Source organism: Streptomyces sp. BA2 (assembly GCF_009769735.1).
Lineage (GTDB): Bacteria > Actinomycetota > Actinomycetes > Streptomycetales > Streptomycetaceae > Streptomyces.
Map to the genome: position 1 here is coordinate 2818255 of NZ_WSRO01000002.1, position 24054 is coordinate 2842308.

Annotated in this window: 21 protein-coding genes; 9 read left to right on the plus strand and 12 right to left on the minus strand. The window is 71.7% G+C overall.

Annotated elements, in window-relative coordinates; all coding sequences use genetic code 11:
• Positions 1-2: 2 nt before the first annotated feature.
• Genes E5671_RS15390 through rsmH form a run of 4 tightly spaced genes read right to left on the minus strand, consistent with a single transcriptional unit; the run spans position 3 to position 5195 of the window.
• Positions 3-1655 (minus strand): UDP-N-acetylmuramoyl-L-alanyl-D-glutamate--2,6-diaminopimelate ligase, encoded by a 1653-nt coding sequence (locus tag E5671_RS15390; RefSeq protein ID WP_160504536.1) that lies wholly within the window; start codon positions 1653-1655, stop codon positions 3-5.
• A gap of 19 nt (positions 1656-1674) precedes the next feature.
• A complete protein-coding gene (locus tag E5671_RS15395) occupies positions 1675-3633 on the minus strand; it encodes a penicillin-binding transpeptidase domain-containing protein (RefSeq protein WP_160504537.1) in 1959 nt (652 codons plus the stop codon).
• Between the two features lie 5 nt (positions 3634-3638).
• On the minus strand, positions 3639-4190 hold the full coding sequence (locus tag E5671_RS15400; protein ID WP_160504538.1) for a cell division protein FtsL: 552 nt from the start codon (positions 4188-4190) through the stop codon (positions 3639-3641).
• Positions 4191-4238: 48 nt separating this feature from the next.
• Positions 4239-5195, minus strand: a complete 957-nt coding sequence (rsmH, locus tag E5671_RS15405) for a 16S rRNA (cytosine(1402)-N(4))-methyltransferase RsmH (RefSeq protein WP_160504539.1) — start codon at positions 5193-5195, stop codon at positions 4239-4241.
• 357 nt (positions 5196-5552) lie between these two features.
• Here rsmH and E5671_RS15410 point away from each other — a divergent pair, with 357 nt between their 5' ends.
• From E5671_RS15410 to E5671_RS15425, 4 genes are all read left to right on the plus strand, one after another.
• Positions 5553-6176 (plus strand): beta-class carbonic anhydrase, encoded by a 624-nt coding sequence (locus E5671_RS15410; protein ID WP_160504540.1) that lies wholly within the window; start codon positions 5553-5555, stop codon positions 6174-6176.
• A gap of 226 nt (positions 6177-6402) precedes the next feature.
• Entirely contained in the window at positions 6403-7422 is a 1020-nt protein-coding gene (locus E5671_RS15415) for an AAA family ATPase (protein WP_160504541.1), read from the plus strand.
• On the plus strand, positions 7422-8789 hold the full coding sequence (locus tag E5671_RS15420; protein WP_160504542.1) for a DUF58 domain-containing protein: 1368 nt from the start codon (positions 7422-7424) through the stop codon (positions 8787-8789). The genes E5671_RS15415 and E5671_RS15420 overlap by 1 nt, the downstream gene beginning before the upstream one ends.
• 49 nt (positions 8790-8838) lie before the next feature.
• Entirely contained in the window at positions 8839-11280 is a 2442-nt protein-coding gene (locus tag E5671_RS15425; protein ID WP_160504543.1) for a transglutaminase TgpA family protein, read from the plus strand.
• An 81-nt stretch (positions 11281-11361) separates the two neighbouring features.
• On the opposite strand, the gene E5671_RS15430 is transcribed toward E5671_RS15425, so the two are convergent.
• From E5671_RS15430 to E5671_RS15440, 3 genes are all read right to left on the minus strand, one after another.
• Positions 11362-11772, minus strand: coding sequence for a DUF3040 domain-containing protein (locus tag E5671_RS15430; RefSeq protein WP_160504544.1), 411 nt, complete (start codon positions 11770-11772; stop codon positions 11362-11364).
• Between the two features lie 273 nt (positions 11773-12045).
• Complete coding sequence (locus E5671_RS15435) at positions 12046-12822, minus strand: methyltransferase (protein WP_160504545.1); 777 nt, start codon at positions 12820-12822, stop codon at positions 12046-12048.
• Between the two features lie 127 nt (positions 12823-12949).
• Entirely contained in the window at positions 12950-13486 is a 537-nt protein-coding gene (locus E5671_RS15440; RefSeq protein WP_160504546.1) for an SAV_6107 family HEPN domain-containing protein, read from the minus strand.
• 163 nt (positions 13487-13649) lie between these two features.
• Between E5671_RS15440 and E5671_RS15445 the strand changes: the two genes are divergently transcribed.
• The 5 genes from E5671_RS15445 to E5671_RS15465 all read left to right on the plus strand — a co-directional run bounded on the left by E5671_RS15445 (position 13650) and on the right by E5671_RS15465 (position 19702).
• Positions 13650-14411, plus strand: coding sequence for an ATP-binding cassette domain-containing protein (locus tag E5671_RS15445; protein ID WP_336605762.1), 762 nt, complete (start codon positions 13650-13652; stop codon positions 14409-14411).
• A complete protein-coding gene (locus E5671_RS15450; RefSeq protein WP_160504548.1) occupies positions 14383-16467 on the plus strand; it encodes a YhgE/Pip domain-containing protein in 2085 nt (694 codons plus the stop codon). Before E5671_RS15445 ends, E5671_RS15450 begins: the two co-directional genes overlap by 29 nt.
• Positions 16468-16517: 50 nt before the next feature.
• Complete coding sequence (locus E5671_RS15455) at positions 16518-17135, plus strand: TetR/AcrR family transcriptional regulator (protein WP_160504549.1); 618 nt, start codon at positions 16518-16520, stop codon at positions 17133-17135.
• Positions 17136-17515: 380 nt separating this feature from the next.
• Entirely contained in the window at positions 17516-18130 is a 615-nt protein-coding gene (locus E5671_RS15460; protein ID WP_160504550.1) for a DUF4126 family protein, read from the plus strand.
• Positions 18131-18175: 45 nt separating this feature from the next.
• Positions 18176-19702: a phytoene desaturase family protein gene (locus E5671_RS15465; RefSeq protein ID WP_160504551.1), complete on the plus strand. Its 1527-nt coding sequence runs from the start codon at positions 18176-18178 to the stop codon at positions 19700-19702.
• 43 nt (positions 19703-19745) lie between these two features.
• Here the strand turns inward: E5671_RS15465 and E5671_RS15470 are convergent, their stop codons facing one another.
• From E5671_RS15470 to E5671_RS15490, 5 genes are all read right to left on the minus strand, one after another.
• Complete coding sequence (locus E5671_RS15470) at positions 19746-20618, minus strand: hypothetical protein (RefSeq protein ID WP_160504552.1); 873 nt, start codon at positions 20616-20618, stop codon at positions 19746-19748.
• A 44-nt stretch (positions 20619-20662) separates the two neighbouring features.
• Positions 20663-21583 (minus strand): methylenetetrahydrofolate reductase [NAD(P)H], encoded by a 921-nt coding sequence (gene metF / locus E5671_RS15475; RefSeq protein ID WP_160504553.1) that lies wholly within the window; start codon positions 21581-21583, stop codon positions 20663-20665.
• An 89-nt stretch (positions 21584-21672) separates the two neighbouring features.
• Positions 21673-22329, minus strand: coding sequence for a thiamine phosphate synthase (thiE, locus tag E5671_RS15480; RefSeq protein WP_160504554.1), 657 nt, complete (start codon positions 22327-22329; stop codon positions 21673-21675).
• 116 nt (positions 22330-22445) lie between these two features.
• Complete coding sequence (locus E5671_RS15485; RefSeq protein WP_160504555.1) at positions 22446-22811, minus strand: Rv2175c family DNA-binding protein; 366 nt, start codon at positions 22809-22811, stop codon at positions 22446-22448.
• Positions 22812-22862: 51 nt separating this feature from the next.
• Complete coding sequence (locus tag E5671_RS15490) at positions 22863-24029, minus strand: NAD(P)/FAD-dependent oxidoreductase (protein WP_202121953.1); 1167 nt, start codon at positions 24027-24029, stop codon at positions 22863-22865.
• Positions 24030-24054: the final 25 nt, after the last annotated feature.

Sequence of the window (24054 nt, forward strand, 5' to 3'; positions counted from 1 at the left end):
ATTCATCCCTGGGTTTGCTGGATTGCTTCGCGAAGTACCTGGCGGTCGTCGAAGGGACGCACCACCCCGGCGATGTCCTGTCCCTGCTCGTGGCCCTTGCCCGCGACGAGCACCGTGTCGCCCGGCTCGGCCCGTGCGACGGCCGCGCGGATGGCGGCGGCGCGGTCCTCGAACACGGCGACCTCGCCGCGCTCGTGGGCCGGCACGTCGGCGGCACCGGCGAGCATCGTGGCGAGGATCGCGAGGGGGTCCTCGCCACGGGGGTTGTCAGAGGTCAGTACGGCGGAGTCGGCGAGCCTGGCCGCCGCGGCGCCCATCGCCATCCGCTTGGTCTTGTCCCGGTCGCCGCCGCAGCCGAGGACGATGTGCAGCTTGTTGTCGGTGACCTTGCGCAGGGCGCGCAGGACCGATTCGACGGCGTCCGTCTTGTGGGCGTAGTCGACGACCGCGAGGTAGGGCTGGCCCTCGTCGATGCGCTCCAGGCGGCCGGGGACGCCCGGCACGGCCGCGACGCCGTCGGCGGCCTGCTGCGGGTCGATCCCTGCGACGGCGAGCGAGACGATCGCGGAGAGCGTGTTGGCGACGTTGAACGGCCCGGCCAGCGGGGACTTCGCGGTGATCCGCTCCCCCTGCGGGCCGACCACGACGAACGTGGAGTCGAAGGGCGTGACTTCGACGCCTTCCGCGCGCCAGTCGGCGTCGGGGTGGCCCTCGGCGGAGAACGTGGTGACGGGCACCTCGGACTCGTCGATGAGCCGGCGCCCGTACTCGTCGTCGAAGTTGACCACTCCGACCTTGGATCGCAGCTTGGTGAACAGCTGCGCCTTGGCCTGGAAGTAGTCCTCCATGTCGGAGTGGAATTCCATGTGCTCGGGGCTGAGGTTGTTGAAGACGGCAACGTCGAAGACGCAGCCGTCCACCCGGCCGAGCACGAGGGCGTGGGAGGAGACCTCCATGGCGACGGCCTCGACGCCGCGCTCGCGCATCACCGCGAACAGCGCCTGGAGGTCGGTCGCCTCGGGGGTCGTACGTTCGGACTTGATCCGCTCCTCGCCGATACGCATCTCGACCGTGCCGATGAGGCCGGTCGACTTGACGCCCTTGAGGCCGCCCTCGACGAGATACGCCGTGGTGGTCTTGCCGGACGTACCGGTGATGCCGATCTGGAGCAGATCGCGCCCCGGGTGGCCGTAGACCGTGGCCGCGAGCTCCCCCATGGAGCCGCGCGGTTCGTCGACGACCAGGACCGGCAGGCCCGTGACGGCCGCGCGCTCGGCGCCCGTCGGGTCGGTGAGGATCGCGGCGGCGCCGAGGTCGGCGGCCTGGGCGACGAAGTCGGCGCCGTGCAGCCGGGCGCCGGGCAGGGCGGCGTAGATGTCGCCGGGGCGGACCGCGCGGGAGTCGTGCGTGATGCCGCTGACCTCCCCCGTGCCCGGGGCGGCGACGCCCAGCTGATCGGCGATCCTGGCGAGCGGCGTCGCGGAGACCTGGACCGGCCTCGGCGGTCCCGGATATGTCACGGGAACGCCCTTCTGGGTGGTTTGGGACTGATCAGCGTGTGGCACGGCGGTGAGCGTACCGGGCGCACCGGGCTCAGGGCGAAGCGGGCGGTGTGGCGGGGGCTGGTTCCCCGGCTTCGGGGTGATCGTTGTCACGGGCTTGTCCTGGTGGGGCTCAGGGTTCGAAGGTGACGGGGAGCCTGGCCGCGCCCTTGCCGGTGGGCGGGACCTGGAGCGTCTTGAGGGCGAACTGCATGACTTCCTTGTAGATGGGACCGCAGATCTGGCCGCCGAAGTAGCTGCCCTTGGTGGCGTTCTGGATGGCGCAGTAGACGGTGACGCGCGGCTTGTCGGCGGGCGCGAACCCGGCGAACGACGAGGTGTAGCCCTTGTACTTGCCGGTCTGAGGGTCGACCCGGTTGGCCGTACCCGTCTTGCCCGCGACCCGGTAGCCGGCGATGCGGGCCTTGGTACCGGTGCCCTCTTCGTCGTCGACGACGGACTCCAGCATCCGCGACAGCGTCTTGGCGGTCTTCGCGCTCACCACGCGGGTCTTCTTGGGCTTGGGAGCGGGCGTGAAGCGGCCGTCGGGGCCCTTGGTGCCGCGCACCAGCGTGGGCTCGACGCGTACGCCGTCGTTGGCGATGGTCGAGTAGACGGAGGTCGCCTGCATCGCGTTGATCGAGAAGCCCTGGCCGAAGGGGATCGTGTACTGCTGCGAGGTGGACCACTTGTCGGCGGGCGCGAAGATCCCGGACGTCTCGCCGGGGAAGCCGAGCCCGGTCTCTCTGCCGATGCCGAACTTCCGCAGGTACGAGTAGAGCGACCGGTTGGCTTCCTTCTGGGTCTTGCCCAGCTCGCCGGTGGCCAGGATCGTGCCGATGTTGCTGGACTTGGCGAGCACGCCGTTGAGCGTGAGATGCCAGGTCGGGTGGTCGATGTCGTCCTGGAAGAGCCGGTCGCCGCGGTGCAGCCGGTTGGGGACCGTCACCCGCGTCGCGGGCGTGGCCGCGTTCTCCTCCAGGACGGCGGCCATCGACATGACCTTGGCGGTCGAACCCGGCTCGAAGGCGTCCTGGAGCGAGGCGTTGCCCAGTGCCGTGCCGTCGGCCTGCGAGAGGTCGTTCGGGTCGAAGCCCGGGGAGTTGGCCATCGCGAGGATCTCGCCGGTCTTGTTGTCCTGCACTATCACGTAGCCGCGGTCCGCCTCGGACTTCTCCACCTGCTCGGTGATGGCGTTCTGCGCGGCCCACTGGATGTCGCGGTCGATGGTGAGCTCGACGTCGGAGCCGGGCACGGCGGGCGTCTCCGTGCTCCCCGCGGTGGGCACCTGGTGGCCGCCGGACTGGGCGTACCTGATCTTGCCGTCCTTGCCCGCGAGCTCCTTGTTGAGCTGCTGCTCAAGGCCGCCCGCGCCCTTGCCCTCGGCGTTGACCCAGCCCAGTATCCCGGCGGCCAGGCTGTCGTTCGGGTACACGCGCTTGCTGCTGGGGTCCTGGAAGACGCCCGCCAGGACGTTGGCGCTCTTCTTGTCGGTGCTCGCCTTGTCCTCGAGCGCGCCGCGCAGGTCCTTGATCTGCTTCCAGACCTGCGGGGTCTGCCGGCGGGCCAGCAGGACGTAACGCGTCTTGGGGGTCTTCAGCTGCTCGGTGAGCCGGTCGACGTCCTTGTCGAGGATCGGGGCGAGGAGCGCGGCGGCCTGCTCGGGCGCGTCCTTGATGCCCATCTCCTTCGCGGTGAACAACGTGGGGTCGGCCGTGATGTCGTACGCGTCCACGCTGGCGGCCAGTTCGACGCCGCGCCGGTCGGTGATGCCGCCGCGCTCGGCGGTCAGGACATGGCTGAAGTAGCGGTTCTTCTCGGCCTTGCTGGTGTAAACACTGGCGTCGACCGCCTGCACCTGGAGGAGGCGTACGACGAAGGCCAGCATCACCAGGGTCAGACCGAGGCTCACCATGCGAAGCCGTGGCCGCGGGCTGCCGAGCCGGATGGTGCGGGCCTTGGTCGTGGTGCGCGGGCGGCGGGCGGCGGGGCGGGATCCCGCTCCCGGGCGGCGCTGCTGGCCGGGGCGGGCGGGGCGCGAGGGCCGCGCGGGACCCGGGACCCTGCGTCGCGGGGGTTGGCGGTCCGTCACTTACGTCACCTGCCGGAGGTCGTGGGGCCGGGCGTCGCGGAGAGGCCGGGCGCGGGCGGGCCGTCCGCGGCCGGGGCGGAGGGCGCCGGGGACGCCTGGGGCTCCGAGGGCGCGGGCAGCACCGGGATCGAGACGGAGGGCGCCGGGGACGCCACCTCCTGGGGGCGCGGGTCGGGCTCCAGCGCGGAGGACTGCTCGGCGGCTCCGGGAACGCCGCGCACGGTGCCGTCAGGGTTCAGGAAGGCCGGGTCGCCGCCCGGCACCATGCCGAGCTCACGGGCGCGGCGCTGGAGGGCGTCAGGAGCGGCGTAGGCGTCCACGTCCCGCTGGAGCTCCTGCTCCTGGTCGGTGAGCTCCGTCGTCTCCTTCTTGAGCTCGCTCAGCTGGAACGAGCCTTCGTTGAGCGAGGAGTTCAGGATGAGCAGCGTGATCAGACCGCCGCCGAGCAGCAGCACGACGAGGAGCACGAACGGCGTGCGCGCCGCCTGGCTCGGCCCCGACGGCAGCAGCCGCGCGAGCCGGGCCGCCCTCCCCCGCAGCTCGGGCTTCTTGCTCATGGGGCCTCCTCAGGGACGCCGTTCACGGGTCCTCCCGGCGGGCGCGCTTCACAGCGTCTCCTCGCGGATGCGCTGCGCACCCCGCAGCCGTGCCGGGGCCGCCCGGCGGTTCTCGGCGACCTCTTCCTCGGTGGGGAGCTCCGCGCCGCGCGTGAGCAGCTTGAGCCGGGGCTGGTAGCGCTCGGGGACGACGGGCAGGCCGGGCGGCGCGGTCGTCGCGGCGCCGGCCGCGAAGACCTGCTTGACCAGCCGGTCCTCAAGGGAGTGGTACGACAGGACGGCGATGCGGCCGCCGACGGCGAGGGCCTTCACGGCGGCCGGGATGGCCGCCTCCAGGACGCTCAGCTCGCCGTTGACCTCGATGCGCAGGGCCTGGAAGGTGCGCTTGGCGGGGTTGCCGCCGGTGCGCTTGGCGGCCTGCGGCAGCGAGTCACGGATCAGCTCGACGAGCCGGGCGCTGTTGCTGAACGGCTCCTTCTCGCGCTCGCGGACGACGGCGCTCACGATCCGCTTGGCCTGCTTCTCCTCGCCGTACTGGCGCAGGATGCGCACCAGTTCGCCCGGTGCGTACGTGTTGAGGACCTCGGCGGCGCTCATGCCGGTCGTCTGGTCCATGCGCATGTCCAGGGGCGCGTCCTGGGCGTAGGCGAAGCCCCGGTCCGCCTCGTCGAGTTGCATCGAGGAGACGCCGAGGTCGAAGAGCACGCCCTGGACCTTCGCGATGCCGAGCCGGTCGAGCACGTCGGGCAGTTCGTCGTAGACCGCGTGCACCAGTTCGGCGCGGTCGCCGAAGGGGGCGAGCCGCTCTCCGGAGAGCCGCAGCGCTTCCTTGTCGCGGTCGAGGCCGATGAGGCGGGCCGACGGGAAGGTCGACAGGAGCGCCTCGCTGTGGCCGCCGAGTCCGAGGGTGCAGTCGACGACGACCGCGCCCGGCTGGGCGAGCGCGGGGGCCAACAGGTCCAGGCATCGCTGGAGCATCACCGGGACGTGTCGGGTCTGGCTCAAAGGGCCCTCTCAGGTCCGGCGCGGAGCGCTGTGCGCACGGCCGGGTCCCCGCCCGCTCGAGAAGGGGAATGGCCTGCTGGCGCCGGGGAAGTGGCGTCAGCCGACCGGGAGCGGGAGGAGGCCGAGCCGTACGTACGCGCCGCGCACGTGGGGGGATTCAGGGAATCTCCGGGTGAACAGTCCAGCTGGGAGCAGGGTCACGGCTCCCACTTCGCGTCACTTTAGTCCACCGTGTCGCCCGGTCAATCAACTGGCCTGCGCGTCGCGTACGGGTCGTCGGCGGGCCGCGAAAGACGCCTCGTCACCCGTTCGGGGGTAGGCGCCGCACCCCTGTGGGTTAGCTCACAACAAGCCTCATTGACGTTCTTTGTCCCTTCTCACAGCGGGCCCGGGCGATCAGTGCCGACTACCGTCATAGCCATGTCGACTTCCGCATCCTCCACGGGCAGCTCCCCCGCAGAGCCGAACGGTGGGATAACCGCCGACGGCACCGTCACCGATCGCCTCGTCGAGGCGAACAAGCGGTACGCAAAGGCATTCACGGATCCTGGTATGGACGCACGCCCCGTCCTCGGGGTCGCCGTCGTCGCCTGCATGGACGCCCGCATCGATCTCCACGACGCGCTCGGCCTCGAACTGGGCGACTGCCACACCATCCGCAACGCGGGCGGCGTAGTCACCGACGACGTCATGCGTTCTCTGACGATCAGCCAGCGCGCCCTCGGCACCCGCAGCGTCGTACTGATCCACCACACCAGCTGCGGCCTGGAGAGCCTCACCGAGGAGTTCCGGCACGAGCTGGAGCTCGAGGTCGGCCAGCGGCCCGCCTGGGCGGTGGAGGCCTTCCGCGACGTCGACCAGGACGTACGGCAGTCGATGCAGCGGGTACGGACCTCGCCGTTCCTTCTGCACACCGACGATGTGCGGGGATTCGTCTTCGATGTCACCACAGGTCTGCTGCGGGAGATCGACCCTGCGTGACGGGGTCCGGACCGGACCTTTCCGGACCGGCTCGGCTGCCAAAAGGCCGTAAGACCCGACATATCGCCGCCAGTTATCCGCGGGCGAGTGACACAACCCGGTATGCCCAACAAGAATGCGGGGTGGGGCATCACGTTGAACCATTCACGCGTGGTGTCCGTGATTCGGGGTGGGCCGGGCCGCACACAAATGCGTCGGCCCGGAGAACGTGTCCGAGGAGGGCCGGGTGACGACCTATGACGATCGAGCGAGCCTCACAGATCTGACCGCCACAGCGGAACGTGTCCGCAGGTCGGTCGAGGGTGTGATCGAGGGCAAGCCAGAGGTCGTACGGCTTTCGCTGACCGTGCTCCTCGCCGAGGGGCATTTGCTGATCGAGGATGTACCGGGCGTGGGCAAGACCATGCTCGCCAAGGCGCTCGCGCGGTCCATCGACTGCTCCGTGCGGCGCATCCAGTTCACGCCCGACCTGCTGCCGTCGGACATCACTGGTGTGTCCATTTTCGACCAGCAGCGCCGGGACTTCGAGTTCAAGCCCGGCGCGATCTTCGCGCAGATCGTGATCGGCGACGAGATCAACCGCGCGTCTCCCAAGACGCAGTCCGCGCTCCTGGAGTCCATGGAGGAGCGCCAGGTCACCATCGACGGGCAGACCTACGAACTGCCGAGCCCCTTCATGGTGGTGGCGACGCAGAACCCCGTCGAGATGGAGGGGACCTATCCCCTGCCCGAGGCGCAGCGCGACCGCTTCATGGCGCGCGTCTCGATCGGCTATCCGAACGCGGAGGCCGAGCTGCAGATGCTGGACGTGCACGGCGGTGTCTCGCCGCTGGACGACCTCCAGCCGGTGGCGCACGCACACGACATCGTGAAGCTCATCGACGCGGTCCGCACGGTCCACGTCGCCGACTCCGTGCGGCGGTACGCCGTGGACCTGGTGGGGGCGACCCGCAACCACCCGGACCTGAGACTCGGGGCGTCGCCGCGCGCGACGCTGCACCTGCTCCGTGCGGCCAAGGCCTCCGCGGCGCTCAGCGGCCGGGAGTTCGCCCTGCCGGACGACGTCCAGGCCCTCGCCGTGGCGGTGCTCGCGCACCGGCTGCTGCCCACGGCCCAGGCCCAGTTGAACCGGCGTACGGCTGAGTCGGTCGTCCTGGAGATCCTCCAGCGCACGCCCGTCCCCGCCGCCGCCCAGCCGAACAGCGGCTACTTCAACCAGCAGCCGCCCGGCGCACGGAGGCTGTGATGGCGGCCGGGGGGCCGCAGCCGGCGCAGGCCGAGGAGGGCAAGGGCGGACTGCGGACCGCGCTCGCGGGTCTCACCACACGCGGGCGTTCGTTCCTCGCGGCCGGGGTCGCCGCCGCCATCTGCGCGTACGTCCTGGGGCAGAGTGATCTGCTCCGGGTCGGGCTGCTGCTCGCCGTCCTTCCGCTGGTGTGCGCGACGGTGCTCTACCGCACCCGCTACCGCGTCGCGGGCAGCCGCAGGCTCTCCCCCGCGCGCGTGCCCGCCAGTTCGGAGGCGCGTGTCCATCTGCGGATGGACAACGTCTCGCGGCTGCCCACGGGGTTGCTCATGCTCCAGGACCGGGTGCCTTACGTCCTGGGGCCGCGGCCCCGGTTCGTGCTCGACCGGGTGGAGGCGGGGGGCCGCCGTGAGGTGTCCTACCGCGTCCGCTCGGATCTGCGGGGGCGCTATCCGCTGGGGCCGCTGCAACTGCGCCTGACGGACCCGTTCGGGATGTGCGAACTGACCCGCTCCTTCTCGACGTACGACACCTTGACGGTCATCCCGCGGGTGGAGGCGCTGCCTCCGGTGCGGCTCACCGGCGAGGCCAAGGGGTACGGCGACGGGCGGCACCGCTCGCTGGCCCTCGCCGGCGAGGACGACGTGATCCCGCGGGGCTACCGCCACGGCGACGACCTGCGCCGCGTCCACTGGCGCTCCACGGCCCGCTATGGAGAGCTGATGGTGCGCCGCGAGGAGCAGCCGCAGCGGGCCCGCTGCACGGTGCTCCTGGACACCCGGGCGCACGCCTTCCGGGGCGCAGGGCCCGACTCGGCCTTCGAGTGGGCGGTGTCGGGCACGGCGTCCGCCCTGGTGCACATGCTCGAACGGGGCTTTTCGGTACGGCTGTTGACCGACACCGGCAACTCCGTGCCCGGGGAGGGCTCGGACGGTTTCGCGGGCGCGAGCCAGGAGTCGGCGGACGCGGCGGGACTGATGATGGACACCCTCGCGGTGATCGACCACTCGGACGGCGCGGGGCTCTCACCCGCGTACGACGTGCTGCGCGGGGGCAACGAAGGCCTGCTGATCGCCTTCCTCGGCGACCTCGACGAGGAGCAGGCGACGGTGGCCGCCAAGATGCGGCAGCGCAGCGGCGCCGCGGTCGCCTTCGTCCTGGACAGCACGGCCTGGGCCCAGGGCCCCGGCGGCGCTCTGCCGGGCCCCGGCGACGAGCGGGTCCGGATGCTGCGCGAGGCGGGCTGGACGGCCGTGGCGGTGCCTCCTGGGGTCCCTCTGGTGGACCTGTGGCGCCAGGCGGACCATCTGCGGGCCGGCACGGGCCCGGCTCCGGCGGCGGGGACGACGACCGGGGGCTGGGGATGAGCGGCTGCCGGTCCGGCAGGACGACAGCCACGACAACAGGGGGACGTTCATGAGTGGGCGCGCGCGACTCGCGCTCTGTGCCACGGCGGCCACGCTGATGGCATCCGGGGCGCTGCTGCCGCTCGTCGATCCGGCGACGTGGTTCATCCAGGCGGCGATCCTGCTCGCGCTGCAGAGCGGCGTGGGCGCGCTGACCCGGCGGGTCCCGCTGGCCCGGCCGGTCACGGTCGCCGTGCAGGCCCTGGTGACGCTGCTGCTCCTGACGCTGGTGTTCGCCCGTGAGCAGGCGATCGGCGGGGTGCTTCCGGGCCCCGACGTGTTCCGGGAGTTCGGGCTGCTCCTCGAGGCGGGCGGCAACGACGTCGGGCGGTACGCGATCCCGGCGCCGCTCAGTGAGGGCATCCGGCTGATGCTGGTCGGCGGCGTCCTGGTGATCGGCCTCGCGGTGGACGCCCTCGCGGTGACGTTCCGTACGGCGGCGCCAGCGGGTCTTCCGCTGCTCGCGCTGTACTCGGTCGCCGCGGGGCTCTCCGGGGACGGGGCCGGGTGGCTGTGGTTCCTGCTCGCGGCCGCCGGGTATCTGCTGCTGCTCCTGGCGGAGGGACGGGACCGGCTCTCCCAGTGGGGGCGGGTCTTCGGGGGCGCCGCGCGTGCGCCCGGCCGGATCTCAGGGGGCCTGGAGACCGACAGCGGCGCGATCGCGCCGGTCCGCACAGGGCGGCGCATCGGCGCGGTGGCCCTGGGCATCGCCCTGGTGGTGCCGCTCGCGCTGCCCGCCCTGGACGGCGGGCTCCTGGACGGTTCCGGTGGCGCCGGAGGTTCGGGTTCCGGCGGTGGCGGCACGATCTCCGCGGTGAATCCGCTGGTCGCGCTCCAGGACAGCCTGAACGAACCGGACGACCGCGAGGTCATCTCGTACAAGACGAACGCCAAGGAGACCGAGAACCTCTACCTGCGGATCGTCTCCCTCGACCAGTTCGACGGCACGACCTGGAAGACCACGGTCCGCAGCATCGAGGACGTACCGCCGCGCCTGGAGGACCCGCCGGGGCTCTATCCGGACGTCCGCAGGAGCGAGATCCAGACGAACATCTCGGCCGCCGACAGCTACGCCCAGAACTGGCTGCCGATGCCCTATCCGGCGAGCGAGGTGAAGATCAACGGCCGCTGGCGGTACGAGCCGGTGGGGCGCGCCCTGGTGGGTGACCGCGGGCAGACGACGCGCGGCGCGCAGTACGAGGTCAAGAGCCTCATCGTGGAGCCCACGGCCGAGCAGCTCGCGAACGCGTCCGAGCCGCCCAGGCAGATCGCGGAGGAGTTCACCAAGGTGCCCGGCTCTCTGCCGCCCGTGGTGGCCTCCGAGGCCCGGAAGATCACCAAGGGCGCCTCGAACGACTACGAGAAGGCGGTCAAGCTCCAGGACTGGTTCGCCTCGGAGGGCGGCTTCACGTACAACACGCAGGTACGGGCGGGCAGCGGCCCGGCGGCGATCGCCCGCTTCCTGGAGCAGAAGGAAGGCTTCTGCGTCCACTTCTCGTTCGCGATGGCCTCGATGGCGCGGACGCTGGACATCCCGGCGCGCGTCGCGGTGGGCTTCACACCGGGCGCCGCGCAGGCGGACGGTTCGATGTCGGTCGGTCTGCGGGACGCGCACGCCTGGCCCGAGCTGTACTTCGAGGGCGTGGGCTGGACCCGCTTCGAGCCGACCCCGAACCGCGGCACGGTGCCGGACTACACGCGCCCGGACACCCCGTCCGACGGCGCGAGCGACCCGGCGGCGCCCGAGTCGAGCTCGTCGGCGGCGCCGTCCGACGAGCCATCGGCCTCCGCGAGCTGCCCGCCCGACCAGCAGAAGCAGGGCGGCTGCGCGAGCACGGCCCCGGCGATCGCGGGCGGCTCGGGCGGTGATGGACCGCCGATCGGCATGATCGTGTCCGTGACTCTCGGAGCCCTGGTGGCCCTGGGCCTGCCCCTGCTGCCGATGCTGTGGCGCAAGCGGGTCCGGGCGGTGCGCCTGGGCTCGCCGGGCCGTACGGAGGCGGACGCGGCCGCGCGGACTCTCGCCGCCTGGCTGGAGGTGACCGATACGGCCTGGGACCACGGGATCACGCCGGACGAGTCGCAGACCCCGCGCAAGGCGGCGGCCCGAATCGTACGCATCGGGCAGCTCGCCGCGGCGCCCGCGGAGTCCGTCCATCGCCTGGCGGCCGCGGTCGAACAGGTGCTCTACGCGCCACGGCCCCAGCCGACGGCGGGCCTGGCCGACGACGTGCACCGCGTGTCCGAGGGGCTGTGGGCCACGTCGAACCGTTCGGCCCGGCTGCGGGCGACGTTCGCCCCGCGTTCGGCCGCACGAGTGGTGTGGGCGGTCTCGGACCGCTGGACGGCGGTCAAGCAGCGGTGGTCCGAGCGGATCGCCAAGCGGTGGGCGGCACTGCGGGGGCCTTCGGGACCGTCGCAGCCGTCGCAGCCCTCGCAGCAGGAGGGCTAGAGAGCACGTAAGGGGTGACCGCCTGGGCGGTCACCCCTTACACACTGCTGAAAAGTCAAGCACTGCTGAAAAGCTGAGAACTCATTGGCCCTGTTCGTCGCGGCGGCGCTGCCAACGCTGCTCGATCCGGTCCATCATCGACTTTCGCTGCCGGGTCTGCCGACGGGCCGGGGTGCCGCCCTGTGTCGTGGGCGTGCCGGCGGCCGGCTGTTCACCTGGCTTGGGCGCTTTGCGCCATCCGGTGACGGCGAGCACCGCACATCCCAGCATGACGAGGAATCCCACCACGCTCACCCAGATCTGCTGGGCGACCATTCCGGCCATGAGAAGGGCGATACCCACAAGGAAGCCCGCGACCGCTTGGTAGACCCGTCGCCGGGTGTACGTACGCAGCCCGCTTCCCTCGAGCGCTGTCGCGAACTTGGGATCTTCGGCGTACAGCGCTCGCTCCATCTGCTCGAGCATGCGCTGCTCGTGCTCCGAGAGCGGCACGGAGTCCTCCTCATCGTGCAGTCGCCGGGGCGACCGGGGGTCCCCTTCAGGATAGGCAGGGAATCGCCCCCGTGAAACCCGCCCCTCTGCGCCAACTTCGCCAAACCGGACCACCCTGCCGCTCCGGCTCGCTGAAGCGTGCATTCCCCAGCAGCCGGCCCGGCATGCCGGACGGTCTGCCTCGATCATACGGCGCCCATAGCCCGTTCGGGGGGTATGTGCCGTACTCCATGTGCGGCTGCGTCGCTGATCAGCGGGCGGCGGGGCCGGACATCAGGTCTCGTCGGCATCCCGGGTCTCACCGAGCACATGCAGCTGGGTGGCCACGGAGTGGAAGGCGGCGAGCTCGGCGGCGGCCGCCTCCAGCTTGAGCAGGGCCTCCAGGGCGCCGGGCTCCGTGTCCACCAGAACCCCGGGAACCAGGTCGGCGAAGACCCGCACCCCGTGCACCGCGTCGACCCTGACGCCCGCGCCCTCGACCAGCTCGGTGAGCTGCTCGGCGGTGAAGCGCCGGGGCACGGGGTCGCCGTCGCCCCAGCGTCCGGCCGGGTCGCCGAGGGCCTGCCTGGCCTCGGTGAAGTGCCCGGCGAGCGCCCTGGCGAGCACGGCTCCGCCGAGTCCCGCGGCGAGCAGGCTGAGGGTGCCGGAGGGGCGCAGCGCGCTGACCGCGTTGCGCACGCCCTCGGCGGGGTCGTCCACGTACTCCAGGACGCCGTGGCACAGGACGGCGTCGAACCCGGCGCGCTCCACGACGTCGAAGAGGCCGTGTACGTCGCCCTGGACGCCGCGCACCCGGTCGGCGACGCCCGCCTCGGCGGCCCGGCGCTCGAGGGCGAAGAGGGCGTTCGGGCTGGGGTCGACGACGGTGACGCGGTGGCCGAGGCGGGCGACGGGCACGGCGAAGTTGCCGCTGCCGCCTCCGGTGTCGAGCACGTCGAGGGAGTGTGACTCCCGGCCCGTGGCCTTGACCCGGCGGTCGAGAGCGTCCTTGAGGACCTCCCAGACCACGGCGGTACGGAGAGAAGCGCGGGGGCGCATCGGGTCCGACACGGCAGTTGACTCCTCGGCGCGTCCACCGCATGTCCGCGGCGGAGCTAGGGGGTTCCCTCCCCCTGCTCTTGCGGCAGCCGGGAGGGTGCGGGCGCTCCCACCCTATTGCCTTCGGCCGACTGCCCCGTCATCCGTCTCGGCCTGCGTCCGGCGGCTCCTGCCTGGGCTGGGGCAGCACGGGCTGGAGCACCAGCATCCGCTCGACGAGGCGTAAGAACATCGCCACGTCACGCAGCAGGTCGTCCGCGTCCCGGACGGTGGCCGCGCCCTGTATGCCCGCCTCCGCGCGGGCCCTGCGCGGCGCGCCGGAGGCGAACAGGGCGCTCCACTCGGTCAGTTCGGGTGCTATCTCGGGGAGCACTTCCCAGGCGCTGCGGATCCGCTGCCTGCGTCGCGGGGACGTCTCGGGCCTGCCGCGGGCGGCGAGGACGGCGGCCGCGGTGCGCAGGGCCGCGAGGTGGGCCGTGGCGTAGCGCTCGTTCGGAGTCTCCAGGTGCGCGGCCTCGTCGATGCCGGCGCGGGCCTGGGCGAGCAGTTCGAGTGCGGCGGGCGGGGCCGTGGCCCGGCGGAGGACGGGATGGACGTCGCTCGCGGGACCGGTCGTTACGGGGGTAGGGCCGACGGGGCGGTGGCGACGTGCGGCTGCTGCGGAAGTGCTGGCCATGACGAACCTCCTGTCGTCGCGTAACGGCTATGTGGCCGTATGTGCACATCGTGTAGTACGCCACTGACAATCGGCTCTGACCTGCTCTTTTGCCTCGATCGCCGGTTCGCGTTAGTTTTTGCACTGACCAGTCAGTTCAAAAGAGTGGGTGCGAGGGGGAACTGTGGACGGGCCGAACGACGGCGCGCGGGGAGCCGCCGTCACAGCGCGGGAGTTGGGGCTCAAGGGACCGCGGGGCTGGGCGTTCCGCGGGGTCGGGGTCGAAGCCGAGCCGGGGTCGCTGATCGCGATCGAGGGGGCTTCGGGGTCGGGCCGGACCTGTCTGCTGCTCGCGCTCACCGGGCGGATGCGCCCCACGGATGGCGAGGCCTCCGTGGGGGGCTTCCGGCTGCCCAAGCAGCTCGCGGCGGTCCGCCGGATCAGCGCGCTCGGGCCCGTGCCCGGCGTGACGGATCTCGATCCGGCGCTGACCGTCGCCGAGCATCTGCACGAACGGGCGCTTCTGGAGCGGCGGTTCGGCGGCTCGCTGCGGGGTCTGCTGAGGCCGCGCGCCGAGCGGGCCGCCGAGGCCCGGCTGCGGATCGACACGGCGCTGTCCGCCGCCGGGCTCGACATGGAGTCGCTGCCCAAGGGGCGGCGGACCTCCGTACGCGATCTGGAGCGCCTGGAGGCGCTGCGGCTCTCCGTGGCCCTGGCCCTGATCGGGCGGCCCCGGCTCCTTGCCGTGGACGACGTCGACCTCAAGCTGTCGGACGCCGAACGGGGCGAGGCCTGGGCCCTGTTGAGGTCTCTCACGGAGAGCGGCATCACCGTCGTGGCCGTGTGCAACGAAGCCCCCACGGGTGCGATCGCCGTGTCCACCGACCGCAGCAACGACGACGACAAGGAGACGGCAGATGCGCTCGCCGAAGCTGGCCGCGCTTGAGCTCAAGCGGTTCGGCAGGGGGAAGCTCCCGCGCATGGCGCTCGTCGCGCTCCTGCTGCTGCCCCTGCTGTACGGCGCGCTGTACCTCTGCTCGTTCTGGGACCCGTACGGCCGTCTCGATCGCATACCCGTGGCGCTCGTCAACGACGACAAGGGAGCCACGGCCGCGGGCAAGAAGCTCGCGGTGGGCGACGGCATCGTCGACGGGCTCGAGGACAGCAAGACCTTCGACTGGCACGAGGTGAGTTCCGCCGAGGCGCGCAAGGGTGTCGAGGACGGGACGTACTACCTGTCCCTGAGGATGCCGTCCGACTTCAGCGAGCGCGTCGCGTCGAGTTCCGGCGACTCTCCGGAGACGGGCGCTCTCCAGGTCCGGACGAACGACGCCAACAACTACATCGTCGGGCAGATCTCCCGGACGGTCTTCTCCGAAGTGCGCACCGCGGCCTCGACCAAGGCCTCGCGCTCCTTCCTCGACAAGATCTTCATCTCGTTCTCCGACATCCACGGGGCGACCGAGAAGGCCGCCAAGGGGGCGGACAAGCTCGACAGCGGCATCGGCGAGGCCAAGAAGGGCTCGAAGAAGCTCGCGACCGGCCTCAAGGACGCCAAGAACGGCAGCAGTGACCTGGCCGGGGGCATCAAGAAGCTCGACAAGGGCGCCGGCAAGCTGGAGACCGGCTCGAAGAAGGTCTCGGACGGCACCCAGAAGCTGGCCGACAAGGTCAACGGCACCGCGGACCAGGTGCGGCCCTTCCTGAAGGACAACGGCAAGACCATCGGGGACACGGCCCGGCTCGTCGCCGACTCCTCCAAGGCTCTGCGGGGCAACCTGGACACCTGGGTCAAGCTCGCACCCGTGGCGGCCGACGGTGCCAAGAAGGGCTCCGAGACCATCAGCGGCCTCTACACGGAGCGCTGCGTGGACCTCCCCGTGCCCGACCCGGCCTGCCCGCAGCTCAAGAAGGCCAAGACGGCCGCGGAGAACGTGTCGACCATCGCGGACGACATGAACACCGTGGTCGAGGACCAGAACAGCGACGTCAAGAAGCTCGACAAGCACCTCGCCACGCTGCAGAAGAAGTCCCAGGCACTCGCCGAACGCGCACCGCACCTCGACGAGGACCTGAACAAGGCCGTCACCCAGATCAACGACCTCAACACGGGCGCGGGGAAGGTCGCCGACGGCGCCAAGAAGCTGCACACGGGCCTCGGCACCGCCAAGACCGGCGCCACGGACCTCGACACGGGTATCGGCAAGCTGGAGACGGGCGCGACCGACCTGAAGGGCGGCATGTTCAAGCTGGCCGACGGCTCCGAGAAGCTGTCCGGCGGGCTGCACGACGGCGTCAAGAAGATCCCCGACTACGACAAGAAGGACCGCGACCAGCGCACCGACGTCATGGCCGACCCGGTGCAACTCGCCTCCCAGTCGATGCACAAGGCGCCCAACTACGGCACGGGCTTCGCCCCGTACTTCATCCCGCTGTCCCTGTGGGTCGGCGCGATGGTGGCGTACATGCTGATCCAGCCGCTCAACCGGCGCGCACTCGCCGCGGGCGCTTCCGCCTGGCGGATCGCGTTCGCGGGCTGGCTGCCGGTCGCCGCCCTCGGTGTGCTCCAGACGGCCGCCCTGATGTCGGTCCTGCACTGGGGACTTGGCCTGCAGATGGCGCGGGCCGCCGGGACGGTGGGCTTCCTCTGCCTGGTGACGGGCTGCTTCGCGGCGATCGTGCAGTGGCTGAACGCGCGCTTCGGAGCGGCGGGCCGGATCCTCGTCCTCGCGGCCTTGATGCTCCAGCTGACCTCGGCCGGCGGCACGTACCCCGTCCAGACGAGTCCGTCCTTCTTCAGCTGGATCCACCCCTTCTTGCCGATGAGTTACGTCGTCGACGCCCTGAGGAGGCTCATCACGGGCGGCGGGCTCGGCCCCGTATGGCAGGCGTGCGTGGTCCTGACGGCCTTCACGGCGGGCGCCCTGGCGCTCACCGCGCTCTCCGCGCGCCAGAAGCAGGTGTGGACCCTGGACCGTCTGCACCCGGAGCTGACCCTGTGAGACCCGCGACCGCGCCTGTGCGGGCGCCAAGACCTGTGAGAATCGGGCCCATGGACAGCAGCGCAACCAGCACCCGGCGTGAGGCCACCCGGCAGAAGCTCTACGAAGCGGCCGTCACCCTCATCGCGGAGCAGGGCTTCTCGGCCACGACGGTCGACGAGATCGCCGAGCGGGCCGGGGTCGCGAAGGGCACGGTCTACTACAACTTCGCGAGCAAGTCGGTCCTCTTCGAAGAGCTCCTTCGGCACGGCGTCGGCCTGCTCACCGCCTCCCTGAAGGAGGCGTCCGAGAAGGTGGCGGGGGGCGGCGGCAGCCAGGTCGACGCGCTGGACGCGATGATCCGGGCGGGTCTGGTCTTCATCGACCGCTATCCGGCCTTCACCCAGCTGTACGTCGCCGAACTGTGGCGCACCAACCGCGCCTGGCAGTCCACCCTGATGGTGGTCAGGCAGCAGGCGGTCGCCGTCGTGGAGGACGTCCTGCGCGCGGGCGTCGAGAACGGCGAGCTCAGCGAGGAGATCGACATCCCCCTGACAGCCGCCGCGCTCGTCGGGATGGTCCTGGTGGCGGCGCTCGACTGGCAGGCCTTCCAGCCGGAGCGTTCCCTCGACGACGTGCACTCGGCGCTCTCGCGGCTGCTGCAGGGCCGGGTGAGCGGCGGGCGCTGAGCCGCCCCCCGACCCGCACACACAAAGGCGCCGGGCCGGTGTCACCTGATCTCCAGGTGGCACCGGCCCGGCGCTTCTTGCGTTCCCCCGCAGTCCCCCGTTCGGCCCCTCGGGTGGTCATCTCCCGAGCGGCCGCCCGTCTCCCCGTGTCTCGCTCCCACCTTCGGCGGGGTGGGAGGAGCGGCCAAGGGCGCCGCGCCGTTCCGCCGCCCCGTGTCGGCGGTACGGGCGCTGCGCCCTTCTCCGTGTCCCTCACTCTTCCGTCTTCGCAGGTCGGGACCCATCCGCGCTGATACTCATCTCCATCACTAGGTACGGATACTCAGGCCTGGGTGCTCATCCCCAGGCCGAGCCGTTCCCGACTGGTTACGATCGCGTCCGTGTCCGTACTCCCCCTGGTCTTCACCAGCGGCTGGGCAAGCGGGATCAACGCGTACGCCGTGGTCCTGCTGCTCGGTGTCTTCGGCGCGACCGGGATCTCCGACGAGGTGCCCGAGGCGCTGCAACGTCCTGATGTGCTGATCGTCGCCGGTGTCCTCTTCGCCTGCGAGGCCGTCGCCGACAAGATCCCTTACGTCGACTCGGTGTGGGACACGGCGCACACCGTGATCCGGCCGGTGTCCGGCGCCGTGGTGGGCGCGCTGCTCGCCGGGCAGAGCGGTTCGCTGTCCGACCTGGCCGCGGGCGCGGTGGGCGGTTCGACGGCGCTGGCGAGCCACTTCGTGAAGGCCGGGACGCGGATGGCGATCAACACCTCGCCGGAGCCGTTCAGCAACGTCATCGTGAGCACGGCGGAGGATCTCGGGGTCGGCGGGATCGTCAGCTTCGCGATGTTCTATCCGGAGGCGGCGGCGATCATCGCGGCCGTGCTGCTGGTGCTCGGTCTGATCCTGCTGTACTTCCTGATCTCGCGGATCCGGCGGTTCCTGCGGCGCAGGGCGCAACGGCGCGAGGAGAAACGGCTGGCTGCGCACTCGGGTCGGCCGCCGGACTGAGGGCTCCCGGCGTGACTGTCAGTGGTGGCCGATAAAGTCCCTCGCATGGCACGGATTGTGGTGATCGGCGCCGGGATGGGCGCGATGGCGGCCGCGGCCCGGCTGGCCGTCGCGGGCCACCGGGTGGTGGTCCACGAGCGGTCGGGGACGTACGGCGGCGCGCTCGGCAGCGTCGAGCGGGACGGCTTCGCCTTCGACACGGGTCCGGGTCTCCTCCAGCTCCCGGCCGTCTATCGCGACTTGTTCGTCAAGACGGGCAAGGAGCCGCTGGAGAAGTGCGTCGATCTCTCCCAGGTGGAGCCCGCCGTGCGGCACGTCTTCGCGGACGGCACGACGGCCGATCTGCCGAACGCCTCTCGCGCGGGCGTCGGCGATGCCCTCGACGCGGCGCTCGGCAGCGGCGCGGGCGCCCGCTGGTCGGCGTACATGAACCGCGCCCGTGAGGCGTGGGACCGCACCCGGCGCCCCCTCCTGGAAGAGCCGCTCTGGCCGAACTGGCAGGTCCTGGCCGAGCGCGAGCCCTACCCCTCGGTGCCGCACAAGCGCCTCCTGCGGCGCGAGCGGCGCGCGAGAACCCTCACCGAAGTCGCTGAACTCGAACTGGGCGGCGACGCACGCCTCCTGGCGCTCCTGGAGCAGTACGCCCTCGTGTGCGGCCTGGACCCCCGGGCGACCCCGGCGAGCGCGGCCGTCCTGCCGTACATGGAGCACACCTTCGGCGCCTGGTCCGTGCGCGGCGGGATGCGCGCGCTCGCCCGGGCCGTGTACGAGCGATGCCTGGCCCGGCGGGTCGAGTTCGCGTTCGACTCCCACGTCACCCGGATCATCGAGAAGGACGGCCGCGCGGCGGGCGTCGAGCTCGCGGACGGCACGGCGCACGAGGCGGACTTCGTGGTCGCCGGTGTCACGCCCGGCGCACTGGACGGCTTGCTGTCCGGTGTATCCGCCTTGCCCGGCGGATCCGGTGTGAACATACGGCCGGAGGGTGAGGTGCAGCCCCGTTCCGGACTGCCCAGCCGCCTCATGGTCTTCCTGGCGCTGACCGGCGCGAGGCCCGAGGGCACACCCCACCGCACGGTGCTGCACACACCCGACCGCGGGGACGAGCTCGACCGGCTCTTCGGGGACCGCCCCGGACTGCCCGCCGCCCCCACCCTGACGGTGCTGCGCCCGGCCGACCCGGCCCTCACGCCCGACGCCGGGCACGAGGCGGTCACGCTCACGGTCACGGTGCCCGCGCACACGGAGGTCACCGAAGCGGACGTGCAGCGGTTGCTCGGCCGTGCCGAGGCGGTGGTGCCCGGACTCCGTGGCCGCCTGCTGTGGCACGAGGTCCGCACCCCCGCCGACATCGCGGAGGCCACCGGCGCCGACGGCGGCGCGGTCCCGCCCCCGTCCCTCGCCGCGGGAGGGGGCCGGCTGCTCCACCCGGCCAACAGCACACGCCTGCCGGGGCTCTTCGCGGTCGGCGGCTGGGCGCATCCCGGCGGCGGTCTTCCGCACGCGGGCATGTCCGGCACGCTGGTCGCCGGACTGATCGTGGAGGGACCGGAGTTCCGGGGCTCGCAGTGAGCGGCAGCGGCCTGCGGCGCCGACCGGCACCGCAGGCCCCGGATCAGTACCGGTACTGCTCGTTGTACCCCGGGTCGTAACCGTTCCCCGGGGCCTGCTCGCCCTGGTAGGGGTAGGGCTGCTCCGGCGGTAGTTCGCCGCCGTACTGGCCGTAGGGGTCCTCGACGCTGCGCTGCTGGGGCACCCAGACCCCGCCGGGCGGCGTCTCGTTGTACGTCCCGGCTCCGCTGCCGTAGGGATCGGCGGCGGGATAGGGCGCGTACTGCTGCTGGTCGCCGTACGTGTCGTAGCTCTGCTGGCCGCCGTACGTCTGCGTCCCGATGTACGGGTCGGAGTACGCGGCGTACTGCTGCTGCCCCGTCTCGCCGTACGCGTACGGCTGCTGGGGGTCATAGCCCGCGGTGGCGTACGTGTCGTAGCCGTAGCCGCTGTCCGCGGAGGCCGGCTCCTGCTGTGCGTACGCCGTGTCGCTGTAGATGCCGTACTGCCCGGTGTCGTCGGGCAGCGGCTCCGGCGCGTAGACCCCGGCGCCGGGCGGCGTCTCGGGCGGCGGCCCTGCCGGGCCCGCCGCCTCGTACTCCAGGTCGGAGACCTGGAGCGTCGGGTCCTGCGAGGCTTCGGTGCCGCGCGGATTCGTCTTGCGGCGCTTGCTCAGGCCGGGCTGGCCGCCGAGCGCCCAGCCGGTCGAGAAGCCGCGGCGGAACGACAGCGTCACGTACGTCTGCCCCGTGGCGAAGGCGATCGCGCCCGCCCCGATGACGATCACCGACGGCAGCAGCACGCCGATCACGACGCCGAGGAAGCCGCCGAAGGCGAGCAGCCGCCAGCGCAGCCGTGCCTTGTACTGCAGCAGTACCTCGCCGAGCAGCCACAGCGCGACGCATCCGAACGCGATGTAGAGGACCGTCCAGCCCATGTACGCCCCTCTCCCCACGGCCGCCGCCCCAGGGGTACGGCCGGTCAGGCCTGCGGGTGATGCAGACCCAGATTCTCGTAAATTTCCAGCGTCGCCGTGGAGTTGTTCAGCGTGATGAAGTGCAGCCCCGGCACACCCTCGTCAAGGAGCCGCGCGCAGAACTCCGTCGCGAACTCGATGCCAATGGAGCGTACAGCCGCCGGATCGTCTTTGGCTGTGAGGATGCGCTCTTTGAGCGCCGGCGGGAAGGAAGCGTTGCTGAGCTGGGGCAGCCGCTCCAGCATGCGCACGTTCGTCACCGGCATGATCTCCGGGATGATCGGCGTCGAACAGCCCGCGGCCTCGACCCGGTCGCGCAGGCGCAGATACTCCTCCGGGTAGAAGAACATCTGTGTGATCGCGTAGTCGGCGCCGGCCCGGCACTTGTCGACGAAGTGCCGGACGTCGGTGTCCCATTCCTCCGAGCGCGGATGCATCGCGGGGAAGGCCGCGACGCCCACGCAGAAGTCACCCGACTCCTTGATCAGCTGGACCAGTTCGGCGGCGTAGGTGAGGCCCTCGGGGTGCTTGACCCAGTCGGCGAGGGGGTCGCCGGGCGGGTCGCCGCGGACCGCGAGCATGTTCCTGATGCCCGCGTCCGCGTACTGCCCGATGATGTTGCGCAGTTCGGCCACGGAGTGGTCGACCGCGGTCAGGTGGGCGACCGGCGTGAGCGTCGAGTCGGCGACGATCTGCTGCGTCTCCTTGACCGTGCCCGCACGCGTCGAGCCGCCCGCTCCGTACGTCACGGAGACGAAGCTGGGGGCCACCGCCTCGACCCGGCGCAGGGCGTTCCACAGGTTCCGCTCGCCCTTCGGGGTCTTCGGCGCCGAGAACTCGAACGAGTACGTCGTCTTGCCGGTCGCGAGCATGTCGCGCACGGTGCGTGCGCGATCAGTTCTGGTGGAAGCAGTGCCTAGGGCCATACGGGCAGGTTAGCCACGGGGCACCGATACCGGCTAATCCCCGTCCACCCTGCGGACAGCCTCCCCGAAGGTTGGCCGAAGATCGCCGATCAGGCCGTACGCAGCCGCTTCGCGAAGTCGGCCGCCGCGGCCCCCGGGTCGTCCGCCTCCGTGATCGCCCGTACGACGACGACGCGGCGGGCGCCCGCTTCGAGCACCTCGTCGAGGTTGCCCGCGTCGATGCCGCCGATGGCGAACCACGGGCGGTCCGTGCCGAGCGAGGCCGTGTACCGGACGAGGTCGAGCCCGGGGGCGTGGCGGCCCGGCTTGGTGGGGGTCGGCCAGCAGGGGCCCGTGCAGAAGTAGTCCACGCCGTCCTGCGTCGCCGCAGCCGCGGCCTCGGTGTCGGCGTGGGTGGACCGGCCGATGAGGACGTCGTCACGGCCGCCGAGGATCGCGCGGGCCGCGGGGACGGGCAGGTCGCCCTGGCCGAGGTGCAGCACGTCGGCGCCGATGGCGTGCGCGATGTCCGCGCGGTCGTTCACCGCGAGGAGCTTGCCGTGTCGGCGGGCGGCGTCGGCGAAGACCTGGAGGTGTTCGAGCTCCTCGGCCGCCTCCATGCCCTTGTCCCGCAGCTGCACGATGTCGACGCCGCCGCCGAGGACCGCGTCGAGGAACTCGGGGAGGTCTCCCTGGCGCTTGCGGGCGTCCACACACAGGTAGAGACGGGCGTCGGCGAGCTGCTCGCGGGCAGGCTTGGTGGCCATGAAGAGGTCCCCCCGGGTCGTCGGTGGCCTACGGACCGCGTGTCCCCGGGGACACGCGGTCCGTACGCAACGGTTTTCCGTTTCGGTCAGACGTGATTCCGTCGGACGCGTTCCGGTCAGACGGCGAGCGCCTGGGCGCGGCGCTTCACCTCCGTGCCGCGATTCTCGCTCAGGGCCTGCGCGGGGGTGCCGGGCAGGGTCGGGTCAGGAGTGAAGAGCCACTCCAGCATCTCTTCGTCGTTGAAGCCGTCGTCCCTCAGGAGCGTCAAGGTGCCGGTGAGGCCCTTGACGATCTTGTCGCCGTCGATGAAGGCGGCCGGCACCTGAAGCGCGCGGTTCTCACCACGGCGTACGGCGATCAGCTGGCCCTCCTTGACCAGCTGGCGCACACGCGTCACCTCGACGTCGAGCATTTCTGCGATGTCGGGGAGGTGGAGCCACTCGGGGACGAGAGCATCAGTCTTTGCGTCAATCTCGGTCACGGGGTCAAGCGTATCCCCGGGCACCGACAGCGGCCGGGCAGCGGCCCTCGGTCAGGGCAGTACGGCCTTCTTCAGGGGCACTGCGGGGTCCGACGCCAGCTCGGCCGACAGGTGGGCGCCCGCCACGATCAGCTTGCGGCCCTGCGCCAGGTCCCTGGGGCGGCCCACCGCGAGGACGGCCACCAGGGCGCCCCGGCGCAGCCAGCACACGGTCCAGGCAGCGCCCGCGGGGTCGCCGCGCCACACCAGCTCGTCGGCGGAGGCGTGGTGTCCCGCGTACTGGACGAAGCGGCCGAACTGCTCGGACCAGAAGTACGGGACGGGGTCGTACGCGGCGGGGGCCTCGCCGATGATGTTGGCCGCCACCGTGCGCGGGCCCTGGAGGGCGTTGTCCCAGTGGTGGACGAGAAGGCGCTCGCCATACCTTCCCGAAGGGAAGGAGGAGCAGTCTCCGACCGCGTACACATCGGGTTCCGACGTCCGCAGGTGGTCGTCGGCGACGATCTCCCGGTGGGCGCCCAGGGTGATGCCGGAGTCCGCGAGCCAGCCCGTGGCGGGGCGGGCTCCGATGCCGACGACGACCGCGTCCGCGGCCAGCCGGGTGCCGTCGGCAAGGAGGACGCTGCCGGGCTCGACGCGGTCCACGCGCGCGTGGGTGCGCAGTTCGGCTCCGGAGTCGGCGTACCAGCCCGTCATGGGCGCCGCGACCTCCGCGGGCAGCGCACCGGCGAGCGGCCGCTCGGCGGCCTCGACGACGGTGACCGAGCAGCCCGCCTCGCGCGCGGCGGTCGCGAACTCGGCGCCGATCCAGCCCGCGCCGACGACCACGATGCGGTGCTGCTCGGCGAGCACGGGCCGCAGCCGCTCGGCGTCGTCGAGGGTGCGCAGCAGATGGACGCCGGGGACTCCGGCCGCGCCGGGCAGCCGGATCGGCTCGGCGCCGGTGGCGATGACGAGGGCGTCGTACGGAACCGGGCCCCGCTCCGTGTCCAGTTCGTGGTCCGCGGGGCGGACGCCCGTGACCTCGTGGCCCAGGCTCAGCTCGATGCCGAGCGCCTCGAAGTCGATGTCGAAGGCGGAGCCCTCCGCCTTGCCGAGCAGGACGGCCTTGGACAACGGCGGCCTGTCGTACGGCTGGTGGGGCTCCGCGCCGATCAGGGTGACCGCACCGGCGAACCCCTGCTCGCGCAGGGCCACGGCGGTCTGCACCCCGGCCATCCCGGCGCCCGCGATGACGACCCTG